This window comes from Cryobacterium psychrotolerans (assembly GCF_900101115.1).
In the GTDB taxonomy this organism is placed as follows: Bacteria; Actinomycetota; Actinomycetes; order Actinomycetales; family Microbacteriaceae; genus Cryobacterium; species Cryobacterium psychrotolerans.
In genome coordinates this window covers 52,449-67,484 of the sequence record NZ_FNFU01000015.1, presented here as the reverse complement: position 1 = coordinate 67,484, position 15,036 = coordinate 52,449, and the positions used below count along the sequence as shown (strand labels likewise).

Annotated in this window: 16 protein-coding genes and 1 tRNA gene; 3 read left to right on the top strand and 14 right to left on the bottom strand. The window is 67.6% G+C overall.

All coding sequences use genetic code 11. The annotated features are described in order from the left end of the window. A partial coding sequence (locus BLQ39_RS12065) for an IS5 family transposase (protein ID WP_143006469.1) occupies nt 1–299 on the bottom strand: 299 nt, incomplete at its 3' end. A 47-nt stretch (nt 300–346) separates the two neighbouring features. Next, nucleotides 347–1,177 carry an inositol monophosphatase family protein gene (locus tag BLQ39_RS12060; RefSeq protein WP_092324287.1) on the bottom strand — a complete coding sequence of 277 codons (831 nt, stop codon included), beginning with the start codon at nt 1,175–1,177 and terminating at the stop codon, nt 347–349. Between the two features lie 117 nt (nt 1,178–1,294). Here BLQ39_RS12060 and BLQ39_RS12055 point away from each other — a divergent pair. Continuing rightward, nucleotides 1,295–1,370, top strand: a tRNA-Lys gene (locus BLQ39_RS12055). A 239-nt stretch (nt 1,371–1,609) separates the two neighbouring features. Further along, nucleotides 1,610–2,860, top strand: coding sequence for an FG-GAP-like repeat-containing protein (locus BLQ39_RS12050; protein ID WP_092324286.1), 1,251 nt, complete (start codon nt 1,610–1,612; stop codon nt 2,858–2,860). Here BLQ39_RS12050 and BLQ39_RS12045 read toward each other — a convergent pair. From BLQ39_RS12045 to BLQ39_RS11990, 12 genes are all read right to left on the bottom strand, one after another. Further along, nucleotides 2,857–3,708, bottom strand: coding sequence for a type II secretion system F family protein (locus BLQ39_RS12045; RefSeq protein ID WP_092324284.1), 852 nt, complete (start codon nt 3,706–3,708; stop codon nt 2,857–2,859). The two genes, BLQ39_RS12050 and BLQ39_RS12045, sit on opposite strands and share 4 nt — an antisense overlap. A gap of 9 nt (nt 3,709–3,717) precedes the next feature. Further along, a complete protein-coding gene (locus BLQ39_RS12040; RefSeq protein ID WP_092324282.1) occupies nt 3,718–4,671 on the bottom strand; it encodes a type II secretion system F family protein in 954 nt (317 codons plus the stop codon). Continuing rightward, nucleotides 4,668–6,140, bottom strand: a complete 1,473-nt coding sequence (locus tag BLQ39_RS12035; RefSeq protein ID WP_092324281.1) for a TadA family conjugal transfer-associated ATPase — start codon at nt 6,138–6,140, stop codon at nt 4,668–4,670. The genes BLQ39_RS12040 and BLQ39_RS12035 overlap by 4 nt, the downstream gene beginning before the upstream one ends. Next, complete coding sequence (locus BLQ39_RS12030) at nt 6,137–7,198, bottom strand: CpaE/TadZ family protein (protein WP_092324279.1); 1,062 nt, start codon at nt 7,196–7,198, stop codon at nt 6,137–6,139. Before BLQ39_RS12030 ends, BLQ39_RS12035 begins: the two co-directional genes overlap by 4 nt. Nucleotides 7,199–7,220: 22 nt before the next feature. Continuing rightward, nucleotides 7,221–7,958: a Flp pilus assembly protein CpaB gene (gene cpaB / locus BLQ39_RS12025; RefSeq protein WP_166784460.1), complete on the bottom strand. Its 738-nt coding sequence runs from the start codon at nt 7,956–7,958 to the stop codon at nt 7,221–7,223. Nucleotides 7,959–7,966: 8 nt separating this feature from the next. Beyond that, the gene (locus tag BLQ39_RS12020; protein ID WP_092324276.1) at nt 7,967–8,944 is read right to left on the bottom strand and encodes a pilus assembly protein TadG-related protein; all 978 of its coding nucleotides are present in this window, start codon (nt 8,942–8,944) and stop codon (nt 7,967–7,969) included. Beyond that, the gene (locus BLQ39_RS12015) at nt 8,932–9,321 is read right to left on the bottom strand and encodes a TadE/TadG family type IV pilus assembly protein (RefSeq protein WP_092324274.1); all 390 of its coding nucleotides are present in this window, start codon (nt 9,319–9,321) and stop codon (nt 8,932–8,934) included. The genes BLQ39_RS12020 and BLQ39_RS12015 overlap by 13 nt, the downstream gene beginning before the upstream one ends. A 109-nt stretch (nt 9,322–9,430) precedes the next feature. Further along, complete coding sequence (locus tag BLQ39_RS12010; protein WP_092324273.1) at nt 9,431–9,610, bottom strand: Flp family type IVb pilin; 180 nt, start codon at nt 9,608–9,610, stop codon at nt 9,431–9,433. Between the two features lie 262 nt (nt 9,611–9,872). Then, nucleotides 9,873–10,058 (bottom strand): Flp family type IVb pilin, encoded by a 186-nt coding sequence (locus BLQ39_RS12005; protein ID WP_135109309.1) that lies wholly within the window; start codon nt 10,056–10,058, stop codon nt 9,873–9,875. Nucleotides 10,059–10,186: 128 nt separating this feature from the next. After that, a complete protein-coding gene (locus BLQ39_RS12000; RefSeq protein ID WP_092324270.1) occupies nt 10,187–10,831 on the bottom strand; it encodes a prepilin peptidase in 645 nt (214 codons plus the stop codon). Nucleotides 10,832–10,903: 72 nt separating this feature from the next. Beyond that, nucleotides 10,904–11,641, bottom strand: coding sequence for a response regulator (locus tag BLQ39_RS11995; protein WP_241982902.1), 738 nt, complete (start codon nt 11,639–11,641; stop codon nt 10,904–10,906). Further along, on the bottom strand, nt 11,634–13,292 hold the full coding sequence (locus BLQ39_RS11990; RefSeq protein ID WP_092324268.1) for a sensor histidine kinase: 1,659 nt from the start codon (nt 13,290–13,292) through the stop codon (nt 11,634–11,636). Before BLQ39_RS11990 ends, BLQ39_RS11995 begins: the two co-directional genes overlap by 8 nt. Before the next feature lie 131 nt (nt 13,293–13,423). On the opposite strand from BLQ39_RS11990, the gene BLQ39_RS11985 reads away from it, so the two are divergent. Next, nucleotides 13,424–14,845 (top strand): cation:dicarboxylate symporter family transporter, encoded by a 1,422-nt coding sequence (locus BLQ39_RS11985; protein WP_092324267.1) that lies wholly within the window; start codon nt 13,424–13,426, stop codon nt 14,843–14,845. Nucleotides 14,846–15,036 lie beyond the last annotated feature (191 nt).

Below are 15,036 nucleotides of genomic sequence, written 5' to 3'. Positions count from 1 at the left end.
GAGTCGATCGAGACGACCCAGTCCAGCTTCCCCAGCTGATCGCTGCGAGACTGCACGGCCGTCAAAATCCTCTGCCAGGTGCCGTCCTTGGCCCACCGGTCAAACCGTTTGAACACGGTATTCCACGGCCCGAACCGCTCCGGCAGATCACGCCAGGGCGAACCCGTGCGAAACCGCCACGCGATCCCCTCGACGACCATACGGTGATCCAGCCAGGGCCGACTTCGCCCCTGGACCTGTGGCAGCAACGGCTCGATCACGGCCCACGCCTCATCAGAAACCACATCACGCTCATGCATGATCAATGGTCGCCCAGGCGCACCCGAAATCACTTGATCAACACGCCCTAGCCGCGGGGTGCGGCCGATTCGGGTGCCTTCAGCGCCTCGAGTGCGGCCTCGTGCAGCAGGCCGTTGGTGGCCAGGGCGCTACCGTGCCAGGGGCCCGCCTGCCCGTCGACCGAAGTGAACCGCCCGCCGGCTTCCTGCACGATCGGCACGAGCGCGGCCATGTCGTAGGGCTGCAGGTCGAACTCCCCGGCGATGTCGAGGTGCCCTTCGGCGAGCAGCATGTACGACCACATGTCTCCGTACGCGCGGGTGCGCCAGACCTGGCGGGAGAGGGCGATGAGCGAGTCGAGCCGTCCGGCCGAGTCCCACTGCTGGATGCTGTTGTAACTGAGTGACGCGTCGTCGAGCGTCGCCACCCCGGAAACCCGCAGGCGCTCTGGCGCCGCATCGGGAGCGCGCTCGTCGAGCATCCAGGCGCCGCCGTCCGTGCGCGCCCACCACCGCTTGCCGAGCGCGGGGGCGCTGACCACCCCGACGACCGGGACGCCGTCGACGGCCAGGGCGATGAGCGTCGCCCAGATCGGGATTCCGCGCAGGAACCCGGCGGTGCCGTCGATCGGGTCGATGATCCACTGGCGCGAGCCGGACCCCTCGGCGCCGTATTCCTCGCCGAGGATGGCGTCGCCCGGCCGCCGCTGGGCGAGACCGGCGCGAATGGCGCGCTCCACGGCCTGGTCGGCATCCGTCACGGGGGTGCGATCCGGCTTCGTCGTGATCACCAGGTCGAGGGCGTGGAAGCGCTCACGGGAAATGGCGTCGGCCCGATCGGCGAGCTCGAGGGCCAGGGCCAGGTCGTCGTCGAGCGAGGGGTTCAGGGGTTCGGTCACGCTCCCAAGGATAGTAATCCGGGGCGACTCTCCCGAACGCGCCCTCGATTGGCGAACTGTGGGTTCGTGGTGTTATCGTTGGTCTTCGGTTCGGGTTAGACCCCGAACCGAAAGCATGCACCTCTAGCTCAATTGGCAGAGCAACTGACTCTTAATCAGTGGGTTCCCGGTTCAAGTCCGGGGGGGTGCACCACAGCACGAGGACAGAAGGCCCGGCCCGCATTGCGGCCCGGGCCTTCTGCTTGTTCCCCCCTGTTCTCCCAGCCACCCCCCCCCGGCTGAGATGCGGAGAAAGTACCTTCGCTTCGACATTGAAGGTTCTTTGTCCGCAACTCAGCCTAAAGTGGGTCCGTCCCCCGAAGCGCCGACTGGTGGCGCGGTCGGGAAAGACGCAGTGTTGACTGACGCTGCAACCTGGTGAACGGAACCCCGATGCGAAGACTTCCCGGCCTCGTGCTGGCAACCCTGCTGATCGTGGGCCTCACGTCCGGGCTCGCCGTCGGCCTGGATCCGCAGGCCGCTACCGCCGCGCCGTCGTCGAGTGAACTCGACGCCGCCCGTCGGACGATTCTCGGCCAAACGAACGCGGCCCGCGCCGGCAAGGGCCTGGCACCGCTCCGGCTCAACGCGTCGCTCAACACCGTTGCCCAAAACTGGACGAAGAAGATGTCCGACTCCGGTGTGATGAGCCACAACCCCGACTACTTCAGGCAGTATCCGGCGGGCGCATCGTCCGGCGCCGAGAACGTCGCCTACGGTTACGCCGTCGAGAAAGTGACCCCCGCCTGGCTGAATTCCCCGGGGCACTACGCCAACATCATGTCGAAGTCGACCGACATCGGCATCGGGTACTACTACGGCTCCGACGGGAGGCCGTACTACACCCAGAATTTCGCTTCCTACTCGGCGACAACCGTTGCGCCTCTGACCCCGCCCGCTCCCTCATCCTGGAAGGACTTCACCGGCGACGGCCGCCCCGATGTGGCGGCCAGGGACTCGGCCGGGAACCTCTGGCTCTACCGGGGAACCGGCTCAGGGCTGGGTTCGCGGGTCAGGATCGGCTCCAGCTGGGGCGCGATGACGACGATCATGGCCGGCGGGGACTTCAGCGGGGACGGCCGGGCGGATGTGATCGCCCGCGACGCGGCCGGCGATCTCTGGCTCTACCGTGGCACCGACTCGGGGTTGGGCGCGCGGGTCAGGATCGGCTGGGGCTGGAAAGCGATGACGGCCCTCGCGGCCGGAGGCGACTTCACCGGCGATGGCCGGGCGGATGTCCTCGCCCGGGACTCGGCCGGCGCACTCTGGTTATACGGCGGCACGGGGTCCGGCCTGGGCGCCCGGGTCAAGATTGGCTCCGGCTGGAACGGGATGACCTCGATTGCCGCCGGCGGCGACTTCAGCGGCGATGGCCGGGCGGATGTCATCGCCCGTGACACCAGCGGCTACCTCTGGCAGTACCGCGGCACCGGGTCTGGGCTCGGCTCGAGGGTTCAGATCGGTTCCGGCTGGAACCTGATGACGGCCATCACCGCGGGCGGCGACTTGAACGGCGACGGCCGGACCGAGGTGGTCGCCCGTGACAAGAGCGGCTACCTCTGGCTGTACCGCGGCACCGCAACGGGCCTGGGCACACGCGTGCAGATTGGCTCGGGCTGGAATGTGATGACGGCCATCCTCTAGGAGAAGGCCTTGACCATGCCGAGCACGGCCGGTGTCATCAGAACGATGAAGAGCACCGGGAGAATGCAGAACACCAGGGGGAACAAGACCTTGACCGGCACCTTCATTGCCTTCTCCTCGGCCCGCTGGCGGCGGCGCAGGCGCATCTCGCTGGCCTGGATGCGCAGGACGTCGGCAATCGCGAGGCCGTAGGCATCCGCTTGGATGATCGAGCGGGTGAAGCGTCGGAGGTCCGGAGACGAGGTGCGCTCGGAGAACGCCTCGTAGGCGGCCTTGCGGGCCTGGCCGATGCTCATGTCCTGCAGGGTGCGGATGAACTCCTCTGCCAGGGGGCCTTTGCCGTTCGTCGCAGCCTTGGCCATGGCCGACTCGAAGCCGAGGCCGGCTTCCACGGCGATGGTCATCTGGTCGAGGGTGTCGGCGAGCGCGTTCTGGATCTCCTCCTGCCGCTTCTGAGCCTTGCTGAGGATGAGCAGGTCAGGCAGGAAGAAGCACAACAGGGTGACGAAGATCCCGAGGGCCAGGCGTGGAACGCCGGGATCGCCACTGATGAACCATCCCGACAAGAGAAGCGCGACGATGCCCAGGATGGGCTTGGCCATCAGGATCCTGTCGACGGTCCAGGCGGGCGGGCGACCCGCCAGTGCCACCTGGCGGGCGAGCATGCCGACATAGCCGGTCGGGGCGATGTCGCGCATCCTGGTACCGAGGGAGGCGCCCATGGAAACCGCAGCGGATGCGGCCTCAGGACCAACGGTGACCCGTTGCGGGCGGCGGCTGCCGACGAGGATTCCCACCAGGGCCCCGAATCCGCCGGCAATCGCGAGGATGGCAATGAATGACGTCATTGGATTCTCCTAAAACTTCACCTTGACGACGGCCATCATCCACAATGAGCCGACAATGAGCAGTACGACCGCGACGACCAGCGCCAGAATGCCCCACACGTTCTCGAAGAAGGCGCCGAAATAGTCCGGCTTCGTCAGGAGCAGAAACGTGAACACTCCGATGGGGAGCATGATGAGCACCCACGCCGACATCTTCCCTTCCGCGGCCAGCGCCTTCACCTGCCGGCGAATTTCGTTGCGCTCCCGGATGGTGTGGCCAACCCGGTCGAGCACCTGGGAGAGGTTGCCGCCGACCTCACGGTTGATGGCGATGGCCTGCGCAACCCACCGGAAGTCGTCACTGCGCATCCGAATAGCGGTGTTGTCCAGTGCCTCGCCCAGGTCGCGCCCGATTCGGGTTTCGTTCACGACCCGGACGAATTCCTCGGAGGTCGGCGCCTCTGTCTCCTGGGAAGCGGCGTCGAGCGCGCGGAGCAGGCTGTGCCCTGCGCGCAGACCGCCGGCGAGAAGACCGAGTGATTCGTCGAGTTGGTCCGCGAACCTGGCGCGCCGTCGGGAGGCGCGGACGCTGATCAGGATCTTCGCGCCGACGGGGGAGAGCGCCGCGAAGGTGACCATCAGCGGCACACCGAACGGGCCGTTGCTGCCGAGCACCAGGCCCAGCAGCGCCAGCACGATCGCGGCCGAGACGACCAGCAGAACGAAGCCGGATGGCTGCATACGAATGTTGGCCTGCTCGAGTTCGGCAGCGCTGAACGGAGCCTTGCCGCGTCGTTTCATCGCCCGGTCGATCGCTGCCGTCGTGTGATCGGTCATCCGGGTCAGGGTCGTCGTCTCCTCCGCGCCGGGGGCTCGCCGCCGTTCGAGGGGGATGCGCGGGGCCGGCGCGATCACCGCGAAGATGAAGACGAGCAACGCGGCCAGTCCGATGGCGATTCCGCCATAGAGCACGACGGGATTCATCGCTGGCTCCTGGTGAGCAGTTCGGCCTGGAAGACGCTCGCGGGCAGGTCGATTCCGAGATCGTGGAACGTGTCGGCGAACCGCGGGCGCACTCCGGTGGCGGCGGCATGACCGACAAAGTGTCCGTCGTGGTCCACGCCTGCGCCGTAATCGAAGGTGAAGGCGTCCTGGAGGGTGACGATGTCGCCCTCCATGCCCTGCACCTCGGTCACGTGCGTGACACGCCGGGTGCCGTCCTTCATCCGGGTGATCTGCACGATGACGTCGATGGCGGATGCTATCTGCTCACGGATGGCCCGAAGCGGCAGATCCATGCCGGCCATCAGCACGAGTGTCTCCATCCTGGCGATCGCATCGCGCGGCGAATTGGAGTGCACCGTCGAGATGGACCCCTCATGTCCGGTATTCATGGCCTGCAGCATGTCCAGGGTCTCGCCGCCGCGGCATTCGCCGATGACGATTCGATCCGGGCGCATCCGGAGTGAGTTGCGCACCAGGTCGCGGATGGTGACCTCACCCACTCCCTCGGTGTTCGAGGGCCGCGATTCGAGCCGGATGACGTGTTCCTGCTGCAGCTGGAGCTCGACCGCATCCTCGATGGTGATGATGCGCTCTTCCTCGGGAATGTAAGCAGAGAGCACGTTGAGCAGGGTCGTCTTGCCGGTTCCGGTACCGCCCGAGACGATGATGTTCAGCTTGGCCTTGACGCAGGCGTCGAGTACTTGCGCCATATCGGGGCTCAACGTGCCGAACCGCACCAGGTCGTGAACAGTGAAGGGTTCCCGGGCGAACTTCCGAATCGTCAGCGACGAACCGTCGACCGCGAGCGGCGGGATGATCGCGTTGACGCGCGAACCGTCGGCAAGCCGGGCATCCACGAGCGGCGATGATTCATCGATGCGGCGACCCACCTTCGAGACGATCCGCTCGATGACGCGGCGCAACTGGGCTTCGCTCGTGAAGCGGGACCCGCTGAGAGTCAGGTGCCCGTGGCGCTCCACGAAGATCTGTTCGTGGCCGTTGACCATGATCTCCGTCACGTCGTCGTCGCTCAGCAGCGCTTCGAGCGGACCAAAGCCGAGCACGTCCGAGCCGATCTCCGCGATGAGCCTGGCGCGTTCCTGCGAGCTCAACGGCACCTGCTCGGCCGAAACGATCTTGCTGAGTTCGGTGCGTGCGTAGGCGAGAAGCTGCTCTTCGGTGAGGCTCGCGTCGTTCAGGCGCGACCCGATCCGCGCGAACAGCTCCTGCGCCGCCTTCTCCTTGATGTCGGCGAGAGGGTCGACCGGGGGCGTCGGCGCGGGCGCAGCCACAGGCACCCGGTGAGGCGCGGCTGCCGGCGGGGGCAGCTGTTCGACCGGCGGCACGCTGACCTCGGCGGCCCTGGGTGCGCTTGCTTTGGAGGGCCGCTTCTCAGCGAGATGCTGGGGCCCCTGGCGCATCGTATCGACTCGCTCGTTCAGTCTCATGAGACAACCACCCTTCGGTGTCGGCGACCGGCCTTCAGCGAAGCGGTCGGATCAAATCGGCGCACGAGCGCCTTGAATGCCCCGGTCGCGGGACTGCGCGCGCCCTCGGCGAGGAGCGGAAGCCCCCGATTCGTTGACAGGGCGACTCGATTGGAGCGCCGAATCGCGATGTCGACCGGAACGCCGATGGTTTGCTCGACGTCGCGCACGGACATGCCGCTGGAGTGATCGCCGAAGTTCAGCACAACGTGACGGGACGCCGGCATGATGCCGATGTCGGCCAGGATGGACAACTCCTTGCGCAGCCCGCGAATGCTCGGCACCGACATGTCGCACACCATGACGGCGTCCGTGGCGAGTTCTATTGCGGCCAGGGCGTGGTCCCCGAGGCCTGGCGACGTGTCGATGATGACATACTGGAAGGCCGTCGCCAGCTGTGCGATCAGGTTGGCCAGCTGGTCTCCGGTGACCCGGTCGCCCTCGTCCGGTGTCTCCGCCCCGCACACGACATAGAAGCCGCTGGGGTGCGGGGTGAGGTAGGTCTTCAGGACCATGGTGTCGTTGGGGACGACGCCGGATACCAGGTCGGGCAAGGTGCGGGACGGTGCCAGGGAGAGAGCCGTCGCAACGTCGCCGAACTGCATGTCCGCGTCGATAAGCACTACTCCGAGCGGTGAGTCCTGGGCAAGCCCCACGGCAAGGTTCGTGGCGATGGTTGTCTTCCCAACGCCGCCCTTGGCCGAGACGACGGCGATGACCCGGTTCCGGGCGACGGCGGCCGGGGAGGTCCCCTCTGCCGGTGACTCGACCTCGACCTCGGCCTCGACCTCGTCTTCGGCTTCGAGGTCGGCTTCGGGCTCCGGATCTGGTGCCAGCTCGGGCACCAGTTCCAGTCTGGGGGCCGTTGGGACCGCGACGTGACCTTCTGGGTCGTTGTCGTTGTCGTTGTCGTTGTCGTTGTCGTTGTCGTTGTCGATGTCGATGTCGACGTCTGGGTCGACGTCAGGGTTGCGCTGCACCCCGGGCTTCGGCCGGCTGCGGCGGATGGAGGCCGGCATTATCGACCTGCCGGTGCGTGGGTCATTTGAACACGTCTCCGGCGTCGACGACGGTGGAGCCGGTTTCGGTGGCTTCCTTGGGCTCAATCGTCAGCCAGACCGAGCCGAATTCCTGGCCCCAGACGATCTTCTCGATGTCGGGCGTGGTGCGGGCGAGGGTGACCATGATCTCGCCGACCGGCTCGGACTGCGCTTCATCGTTTTTCGCGGGCGATGTCTGGGTTCCTTCGTGCACGGCCGTTACGAGCACCTTGTGGAAGACCTGCTTACTCACCGACACGTCCTCGGCGGCTTGCCCGATCTTCACGGTGGCCGCCACGACGATGCCCACCGTGTCTCCCGCCTTGACGGTGCCGCCGACGATTCGTTCGACGGGGAGTGCGATCGTCAGGGCCTGCATGCCGTCCGGCAGGTCGACCTGGCCGCGGGCCGCGAGCTCGGCAGGGTCGACCCAGCGCGATTTGATGAGCTGTTCGCCCGGCATCAGGGCGGCGTCCGTGACCATGCCGGCCAGGGCCGACAGCTTGGTCACCCGCCCCGGAACCGCGGACATCGCGGGCAACTGCTTCACCGTGATGAAGTCGCTGATCGCCTCCGCCGCGGTTCCTTCCGGGATCTCCTCGGAGACCACGAAGACCGGCACGAACGCGGCGCCGTCCGCGGCGCGGGCATCAGCGCCCCGCACATATCCGGTGAGCACGACGGTGCCGACAAGCGCCAGCACGATGGCGACGATCGCTCCAATGAGTCGGGTTTTCATGACATCTCCTAGTTCGTGAGGTTGACGGTCGTGACGTTGGTGTCGGGGCCGCCGATGTCGTAGGCCGAGTCGATAGTGACCCATTCTTCGAAGAAGCCCTGGATGAATCGCTCGTTGCCGCCGGAGCAGTCGCACCCCGGGTAGCGATCCACATTGACCAGCGGGAACCGGTTGCCGCCGGCGAATTTCCAGCCGGTGACCCTGAAGGCGGCGAAGGCGTAGATATGGAAGATGCCGGGACCACCGTTGCCGGTGGACCCATCGAAGATCGGGATCAGGACGGTGCTGCCCTCGAGCGCGCGAAGGGTCGCGTCGCAGTTGCTCGGGGAGTCGACGCCTGGCTCGCTCGGCACGGAACCGTCAACGGCCACCGTTGCCGCGCAGGTGCCGTCGGTCTGCTCGAGCCAGCCGAATCCGCCGGGGATGTCCATACCGTTTCTCGTGCACGGGTGGTTTTCGTCGTAGCGGATGGTGAGCTTCTGTTCGTTGTTCAGCTCGCCGAACAGCTGGAATTCGCAAAAGGACAGCGCGAGCGGCAACACCGCGGGGCCGGAGCGGATACCGCCCCACTCCGCAGTCGCCGTTGCGCCCACGGTCGTCTCGGTAATGCCGAGCATGGCAGCGAACGGGTGCTGGATGGCGTCCTGATCCGTGCCGGCGACCCGCGTCGAGTCGGTCACGGTCACGGTTCTGTTGGTGAGGTCGATGACCGGAGCGAGCACGTTCGCGGCACCGTCATTGGCGTTGTCGTTCGTGAAGTTCGCGGCGGCGGCGCCAGGGGCATCGCATACCCCGTCGTCCGCGCAACCCATTGCGATCGCCAGGGCGGCGGCATCGGCCCCGTTCTGCAGTTGCGCGCGTTCGGCGTACAGCGCGCCGACGTCGAGGGCGATCGCCAGAGATCCGATGAGCGGCACCAGCATGATGCCGACGATAACCGCGGATGCGCCGCGTTCGGGCCGAAGCCGGCTGGTCAACCACCACATAGCATTACTCCAGTTCCAGTCAGGGGGATCGTCGCGCCGAAGAAGCCCGTCATGAGGGCGACGTTGTAGTCGATGGTCACTTCCACGGTCGCGTCGGGCGTGCAGGCGCCGGGGCTGACCGTGATTTGACCGTCAGCGATCGCGGGGTTGATCGACGGGGCGGCCGCGCTGGCGGCCGTGCGTGCGCGGGCGGGGTCATCATGGATGGCCATGGTCCTGGCGCCTTCCCGAGCCGCGTTGCTCAGGGAGATTTGAATGTTGAAGACCCGGCTGAACTCGATGAGCCCCATCACGAGCAGCAGGAGCACCGGGAGGATGAGCGCGAACTCAACGGCGGCCGCGCCGCGTTCGTTGAATCGATCGCGAAGACGCTTCATCTGGATGGCCCTTCGGGTGGGCGGGGCAACGGGGAGATCGGGAGAGTGGGGGAGAGTGCGGCGGCGGCTCCCGGATTCCGGGAGGCCGCCGCCCTACTCGGGTTCGTGGTTAGAGGTTGTTGGCCACGCCGGTGAACATCGTGTCGAGGTTCGTGCCGATGAGGGCAACGGCGGTGATGATGACCACGGCGATGAGTGAGACCATGAGGCCGTACTCGACTGCGGTGGCGCCGTCGTCTTCGGTGCGCAGGCTGTTGACGGCGGCCTGGATTTTGGTGAAGAACTTCATGTCGGGTTTCCGTTCTGTGAAGAGCCGGCCTGGTTAGCCGAGCGGATGAAGGCAAGCTATGCGGATTGAGGATTTCTCACTAACACCCAGAACGGGGGGCCCCTGTTTGGGGGCCACTGTTCGGGGGGTGCGAGGGCGACGCGACCAGCGGCGTGGCGGGTGGAGGGAGGACGGCGGGGAGGGGAGGGGGGCGCAGGGCGGGGCCGCCGGCGCGCTGAGGCTTGCGCCGCCGGTCCCGGCAGCGAGCAGAGGGATTCAGGGCTTACGGCATGCTCGCGTTGTACTCGCCGAACATGCCGGTGACGGCGGCGCCGAAGACTACGACGGAGCCGAAGATCACCAGGGCGATCAGGGACACCATCAGGGCGTATTCCACCGCGGTCGCGCCGCGTTCGCGGTCATCGGCATGGCGGAGACGGCTGGCCAGGATGTCGAGGATCGTGCGCATGTCTAACCCCTTGTGATTTCGGGTATCGCCGGGAAGGAGGCCACCATACTGCCGGTCTCCCGTGCGCATCATTCCCCCAGTCGCGGGGCACCCGAACGGGGGTGGCGAAGCAAGCTCACGAACGCGGGTCAGAGCACGGCGACGAGAATCGCGATATATGCCCCGGCCAGCATGGAAGGCCCGAATGGCAGGGAACCGCGCAGGCTGACCCGGCGCAGCGCCAGCGCGACCAGAGAAATGGCGCTGCCGACGACGAATCCGGCGACCAGCCCGATCAGCCAGGTGTCCCAGCCGAGGTAGCCGAGGGCGAGCCCGATCACCGCTGCGAGCTTCACGTCCCCCAAGCCGATGCCCGCCGGCGAGATGAGCGCGAGCACCAGGTAGAGCGCGAACAGCGCGGCGCCGCCCAGCAGGGCGCCTAACGCGGCGCCCCAGTCGGCGCCGACGGCGGCCGCGATCACGAGGGCGACCGCCACGATCACCGTGGTGGCGAGCAGCAGAGGGTTGGGCAGTCTCTTCTCAGTGACGTCGACGATGCTGAGCGCGACGGATGCCGCGGCCAGCAGCAGGTAAGCCGGAAGTTCCGGGCTGGGGCCGAACCCGAGGGCGAGCAGCGCAAACAGCACCCCGGTCGCCAGGCTGGCGGCCAGGCGAACCCGCCAGCCGAAGTCGCGCGGCGCGCGCAGCATCCGTGCGGCCAGTCCTGTGAGCGGCACGCCGAGCGCCAGCCCGACCAGCCCGGCCGGCAGCGGCAGCCACAGATCTGCGTTCATCCCGCTGAGTCTGGCGCATTCCCCGGTCGAAGGCACGCCCCTTTTCGGGAACGGTTCAGTTTCGGGACAGGTTCAGCCGGACGACTTCCAGGCGTACGCGTTCTCGGGGCGCCCCGGCGTGCCGTACCGGGGCGTGCGGAGCACGGCGCCGGCGTCGGCCAGGTACTCCAGGTATCGCCGCGCGGTCACCCGGGACATGCCGAGCCGCTCCATGACCTCGCTCGCGGAGGCAGGCCCGGGTTCGGCCTTGAGGAACTCGATGACGGCGGCGAGCGTCGCCGCGGAGAGGCCCTTGGGCGGGGGAAGCTCGCTGGGCGCGCGGAGCGTGGCGAAGGCGAGGTCCACTTCCGACTGCGTCGTCACCGCCGGCTGGGCTCCCAGCTGCTGGTGGAAGTCGCGGTACTGGATGAGTTTCTCGGCGAAACGCGCGTAGGTGAACGGCTTGATCAGGTACTGCACGGCGCCGGCGGCGATTGCGCCGCGCACGGTGCGGAGCTCCCGGCCGGCGGTGATCGCGATGATGTCGGTGGCCAGTCCGGCCGCCCGGATGCGGCGGCAGACGTCGAGGCCGTGCAGGTCGGGCAGGTTCATGTCCATCAGCACGAGGTCGATCGGCGCCCCCGATTCGGCGGCTTCGGCAAGCTGTCGGAGTGCCAACTGGCCGGTGCCGGCGGTCCCGGCGTGCACGAAGCCCTCGAGCCGACCGAGGTAGGCCGCGTGGGCCTCGGCGACGAGGGGCTCGTCCTCCACGACGAGCACGCGGATCAGGCGGCCAGACGCAACCGGCCCAGGCGCGACCGGGTCAGGCACGAGGTGCCTGCGCCTGGTCTGCGGCGGGGGTGGGTTCGGGGGAGCGGTGAGTGGGGATCGTGACGGTGAAAACCGCCCCCTGGTGCCGGCCGATGACGAGGCTGCCGCCGAGGCGCGCCACGGTCTGCCGTACGAGGGCCAGGCCCAGGCCGCGGCCGTAGGCGCCGGGATCCTTGGTGCTGAATCCCGGCCGGAACACGTCTTCCTCCGCCTCGGCGGCGACGCCCGGACCGCTGTCGGCCACCTCGATGACCAGGGCATCCGCCGTCGAACTAACGCGGAGGTCCACGGTGCGCGGCGCCTCGCCCGAGACGGCCGCGTCGAGGGCGTTGTCCATCAGGTTGCCGAGCACCGTGACGAGGTCCTGCACCAGGAGCCCGGAATCCGACAGGCTGCCCGACGCCTCGACCGTGAGCGCGATCCCGAGCTCGTGCGCCTGCGCGGCCTTGCCCATCAAGAGGGCGCCGATCACCGGTTCGTCGACGGAGGTGACCAGTTCGTCGGTCAGCTGCTGGCTGAGCTCGAGGTCCCGGGTCGCGAACTCGAGCGCCTCCGGGATCCGGCCCAGTTCCATCAGGGAGACAAGCACGTGCAGGCGGTTGGAGTGTTCGTGGGTCTGGGCGCGAAGCGCATCCGAGAGGGTGCGCATGCCCTGCAGCTCGTTGCCCAGCGATTGGAGATCGGTGTGGTCACGGATGGTGGCCACCGACCCCATCGCGGCGGGCTTGCCGCGGCCGGCCGCTGACGCGAGCGCGGGTTGCTGGCTGACGACCAGCACCCGGCTCCCGGTCGGATGGATCTCGTCTCGCGCCGGTCGGCCGCTCTGCAGCAGCTCGCCCAGGCTCGCCGGCAGGTCCAGGTCCGCCAGGAGCGGGGCTCCGCCGGCAGCCGCCCCCGCGGGCGACCTCGGGGGGATGCCGAGCAGCCGGGCCGCCTGGTCGTTGTAGAGCACCAGCTCGCCCCGGGGGTCGACCAGCACCAGCCCCTCGCGCACGGAATGCAGCACGGAGTCGAGGTAGACGAAGAGCTGGGCCAGTTGTTCCGGTCCCCAGCCGAGGGTGACCCGGCGCAGGTAGCGCCCGAGCAGCCAGGTCGCGATGGACCCTGCGGCCAGGAGCGCCAGGGCCAGGCCGAGCACCGCCGGCAAGCGGGCGTTGAGCGCGATTGTCACGTTGCTCGTCGTCACTCCGACGGCCACGAGCGCCCGCACGGCTCCCTGCTCGTCGGTGACCGGAACTACGGCGCGCACGGATGGCCCGAGCGTGCCGGTGCTGACCTCGGTGAGCGGTTCTCCGGCGAGCGCCGGTCCGACCGCGCCGATGTACTCCTTGCCTATCTCCGAGGTCGTCGGGTGGGTCCAGCGGGTGCGGTCCGTGTCCATGATCGTGATGAAGTCGAGGTCGGCGTCCGCCGCCACCCGCAGGGCATACGGCTGGAGGGAACCGCTCGGATCCGCTCCGCGGCTGGCCTCGAGCACGAGGGGATTGTCCGCGATGGCCGTGGCCACGGCCAGCATGCGATCCGCGGTTTCCGAATATCCGCGATCACGGGCGTCGACGAAGGATGCAGTTCCGACGAATGCCGCCAGCACGAGGATGAAGAGGGCATGGGCCAGGAAGAGCCGGCGCGCGATGCTCCATCCGTGACTCATGGCAATCGCCTTTCCGTGAACAATATGACCGCAAGCGTGACGGTGCGGGCGCCGTGAACGACTCTTGAACGCACCACGGATTTCTGTGGGCCCAGTGAGGGCCCCCTCAAGCCTAGACAAAGGAGTCTCCCATGGCGTCGTCGCCAGTTGCCCCCGTCGTGAAGCGCAAGAAGCGTTTCGACAAGTCGCACTACCTGTACACGGCGGTCATCGTCGCCGTCGTGCTGGGCGTCGTCGTCGGACTGATGTTCGGTGGTCCGGACGGGTTCGCCGTCTCGCTGAAGCCGCTCGGGGCTGCGTTCATCGGCCTGATCAAGATGATGATCTCGCCGATCATCTTCTGCACGATCGTGCTCGGCATCGGATCCATCGCGAAGGCCGCAACGGTCGGACGCATCGGCGGCCTGGCGCTCGGGTACTTCCTCGTCATGTCCACCTTCGCTCTCGGCATCGGCCTGCTGGTCGGCAACCTCATCCAGCCGGGGGCGGGCCTGGACATCGCCGGCGCCAGCTACGAGGTGACGGAATCCTCCGACACCGAGACCTTCATTCTCGGAATCATCCCGACCACACTCTTCTCCTCGCTGACCTCCGGCAACATCCTCCAGACCCTGATGGTGGCGCTCATCGCCGGCTTCGCCCTGCAGAAGATGGGGCCGGCCGGGCTGCCGATCCTCCGCGGCATCGCCCACGTCCAGGCCCTCGTCTTCCGCATCCTGATCATGGTCATGTGGCTTGCGCCCATCGGCGCCTTCGGCGCGATTGCCGCGGTCGTCGGTGAGACCGGCATCCAGGCCGTGATCAGCCTCTTCACCCTGATGGCGGCCTTCTACGCCACCTGCGTCGTCTTCATCGTGGTCATCCTCGGCGGGCTGCTGAAGATCGTCACCGGGGTCAACATCTTCAAGCTGATGCGGTACCTGGGACGCGAATACCTGCTCATCTTCTCCACCTCGTCTTCCGAGGCCGCCCTGCCTCGCCTGATCGCGAAGATGGAGCACCTCGGCGTCTCCCGGCCGGTTGTCGGTGTCACGGTCCCCACCGGGTACTCCTTCAACCTCGACGGCACGGCCATCTACCTGACGATGGCGTCCCTCTTCATCGCTACGGCGCTGGGCCAGCCCCTGCAGCTTGGGGAGCAGATCGGGCTTCTGGTCTTCATGATCATCGCCTCGAAGGGTGCGGCAGGCGTCTCCGGAGCCGGGCTGGCGACCCTCGCCGGCGGCCTGCAGGCTCACGCTCCGCAACTGCTCGACGGCGTCGGCTTCATCGTGGGGATCGACCGGTTCATGTCCGAGGCCCGCGCGCTGACCAACTTCACCGGCAACGCGGTCGCCACCGTGCTTATCGGCACCTGGACGAGGGAAATCGACCGGGTGCAGGTCGACCGGGTTCTCGACCGCCTCGAGCCCTTCGACGAGTCCACGATGCTGGCGCACCACAGCTTCGAACACCACGAAGGCCAGGCCGGGGGCCAGAGCGAGGGCCAGGCCGAGGGCCAGGGCGAGGGCCAGGGCGACGCCACCAGGCAGCCGGTCTCCGTCGGCGCCTGACCCGGCGAAACAACTTGGGGGGAACGCGCAAGGCAGTGCCGTCCGGGCAGCAGTACTCCCGGGCGGCACTCGCGCGTCCATCCCCCTCGCGACAAAAAAGCGCGGCCATCCCCCAAAAAGGGGGTGTGCTAGGGTTGGCGACGGTCTTACGACCCTTCACCAGGACGCGCTCACGCAGCCGACAGCCCCGA

Bases quoted from the DNA above. Each gene is read 5' to 3' on its own strand.
- BLQ39_RS12050 (WP_092324286.1), top strand. From the start codon at position 1,610: ATGCGAAGACTTCCCGGCCTCGTGCTGGCAACCCTGCTGATCGTGGGC.
- BLQ39_RS12045 (WP_092324284.1), bottom strand. From the start codon at position 3,708: ATGACGTCATTCATTGCCATCCTCGCGATTGCCGGCGGATTCGGGGCC.
- BLQ39_RS12040 (WP_092324282.1), bottom strand. From the start codon at position 4,671: ATGAATCCCGTCGTGCTCTATGGCGGAATCGCCATCGGACTGGCCGCG.
- BLQ39_RS12035 (WP_092324281.1), bottom strand. From the start codon at position 6,140: ATGAGACTGAACGAGCGAGTCGATACGATGCGCCAGGGGCCCCAGCAT.
- BLQ39_RS12030 (WP_092324279.1), bottom strand. From the start codon at position 7,198: ATGCCGGCCTCCATCCGCCGCAGCCGGCCGAAGCCCGGGGTGCAGCGC.
- cpaB (WP_166784460.1), bottom strand. From the start codon at position 7,958: ATGAAAACCCGACTCATTGGAGCGATCGTCGCCATCGTGCTGGCGCTT.
- BLQ39_RS12020 (WP_092324276.1), bottom strand. From the start codon at position 8,944: ATGTGGTGGTTGACCAGCCGGCTTCGGCCCGAACGCGGCGCATCCGCG.
- BLQ39_RS12015 (WP_092324274.1), bottom strand. From the start codon at position 9,321: ATGAAGCGTCTTCGCGATCGATTCAACGAACGCGGCGCGGCCGCCGTT.
- BLQ39_RS12010 (WP_092324273.1), bottom strand. From the start codon at position 9,610: ATGAAGTTCTTCACCAAAATCCAGGCCGCCGTCAACAGCCTGCGCACC.
- BLQ39_RS12005 (WP_135109309.1), bottom strand. From the start codon at position 10,058: ATGCGCACGATCCTCGACATCCTGGCCAGCCGTCTCCGCCATGCCGAT.
- BLQ39_RS12000 (WP_092324270.1), bottom strand. From the start codon at position 10,831: ATGAACGCAGATCTGTGGCTGCCGCTGCCGGCCGGGCTGGTCGGGCTG.
- BLQ39_RS11990 (WP_092324268.1), bottom strand. From the start codon at position 13,292: ATGAGTCACGGATGGAGCATCGCGCGCCGGCTCTTCCTGGCCCATGCC.
- BLQ39_RS11985 (WP_092324267.1), top strand. From the start codon at position 13,424: ATGGCGTCGTCGCCAGTTGCCCCCGTCGTGAAGCGCAAGAAGCGTTTC.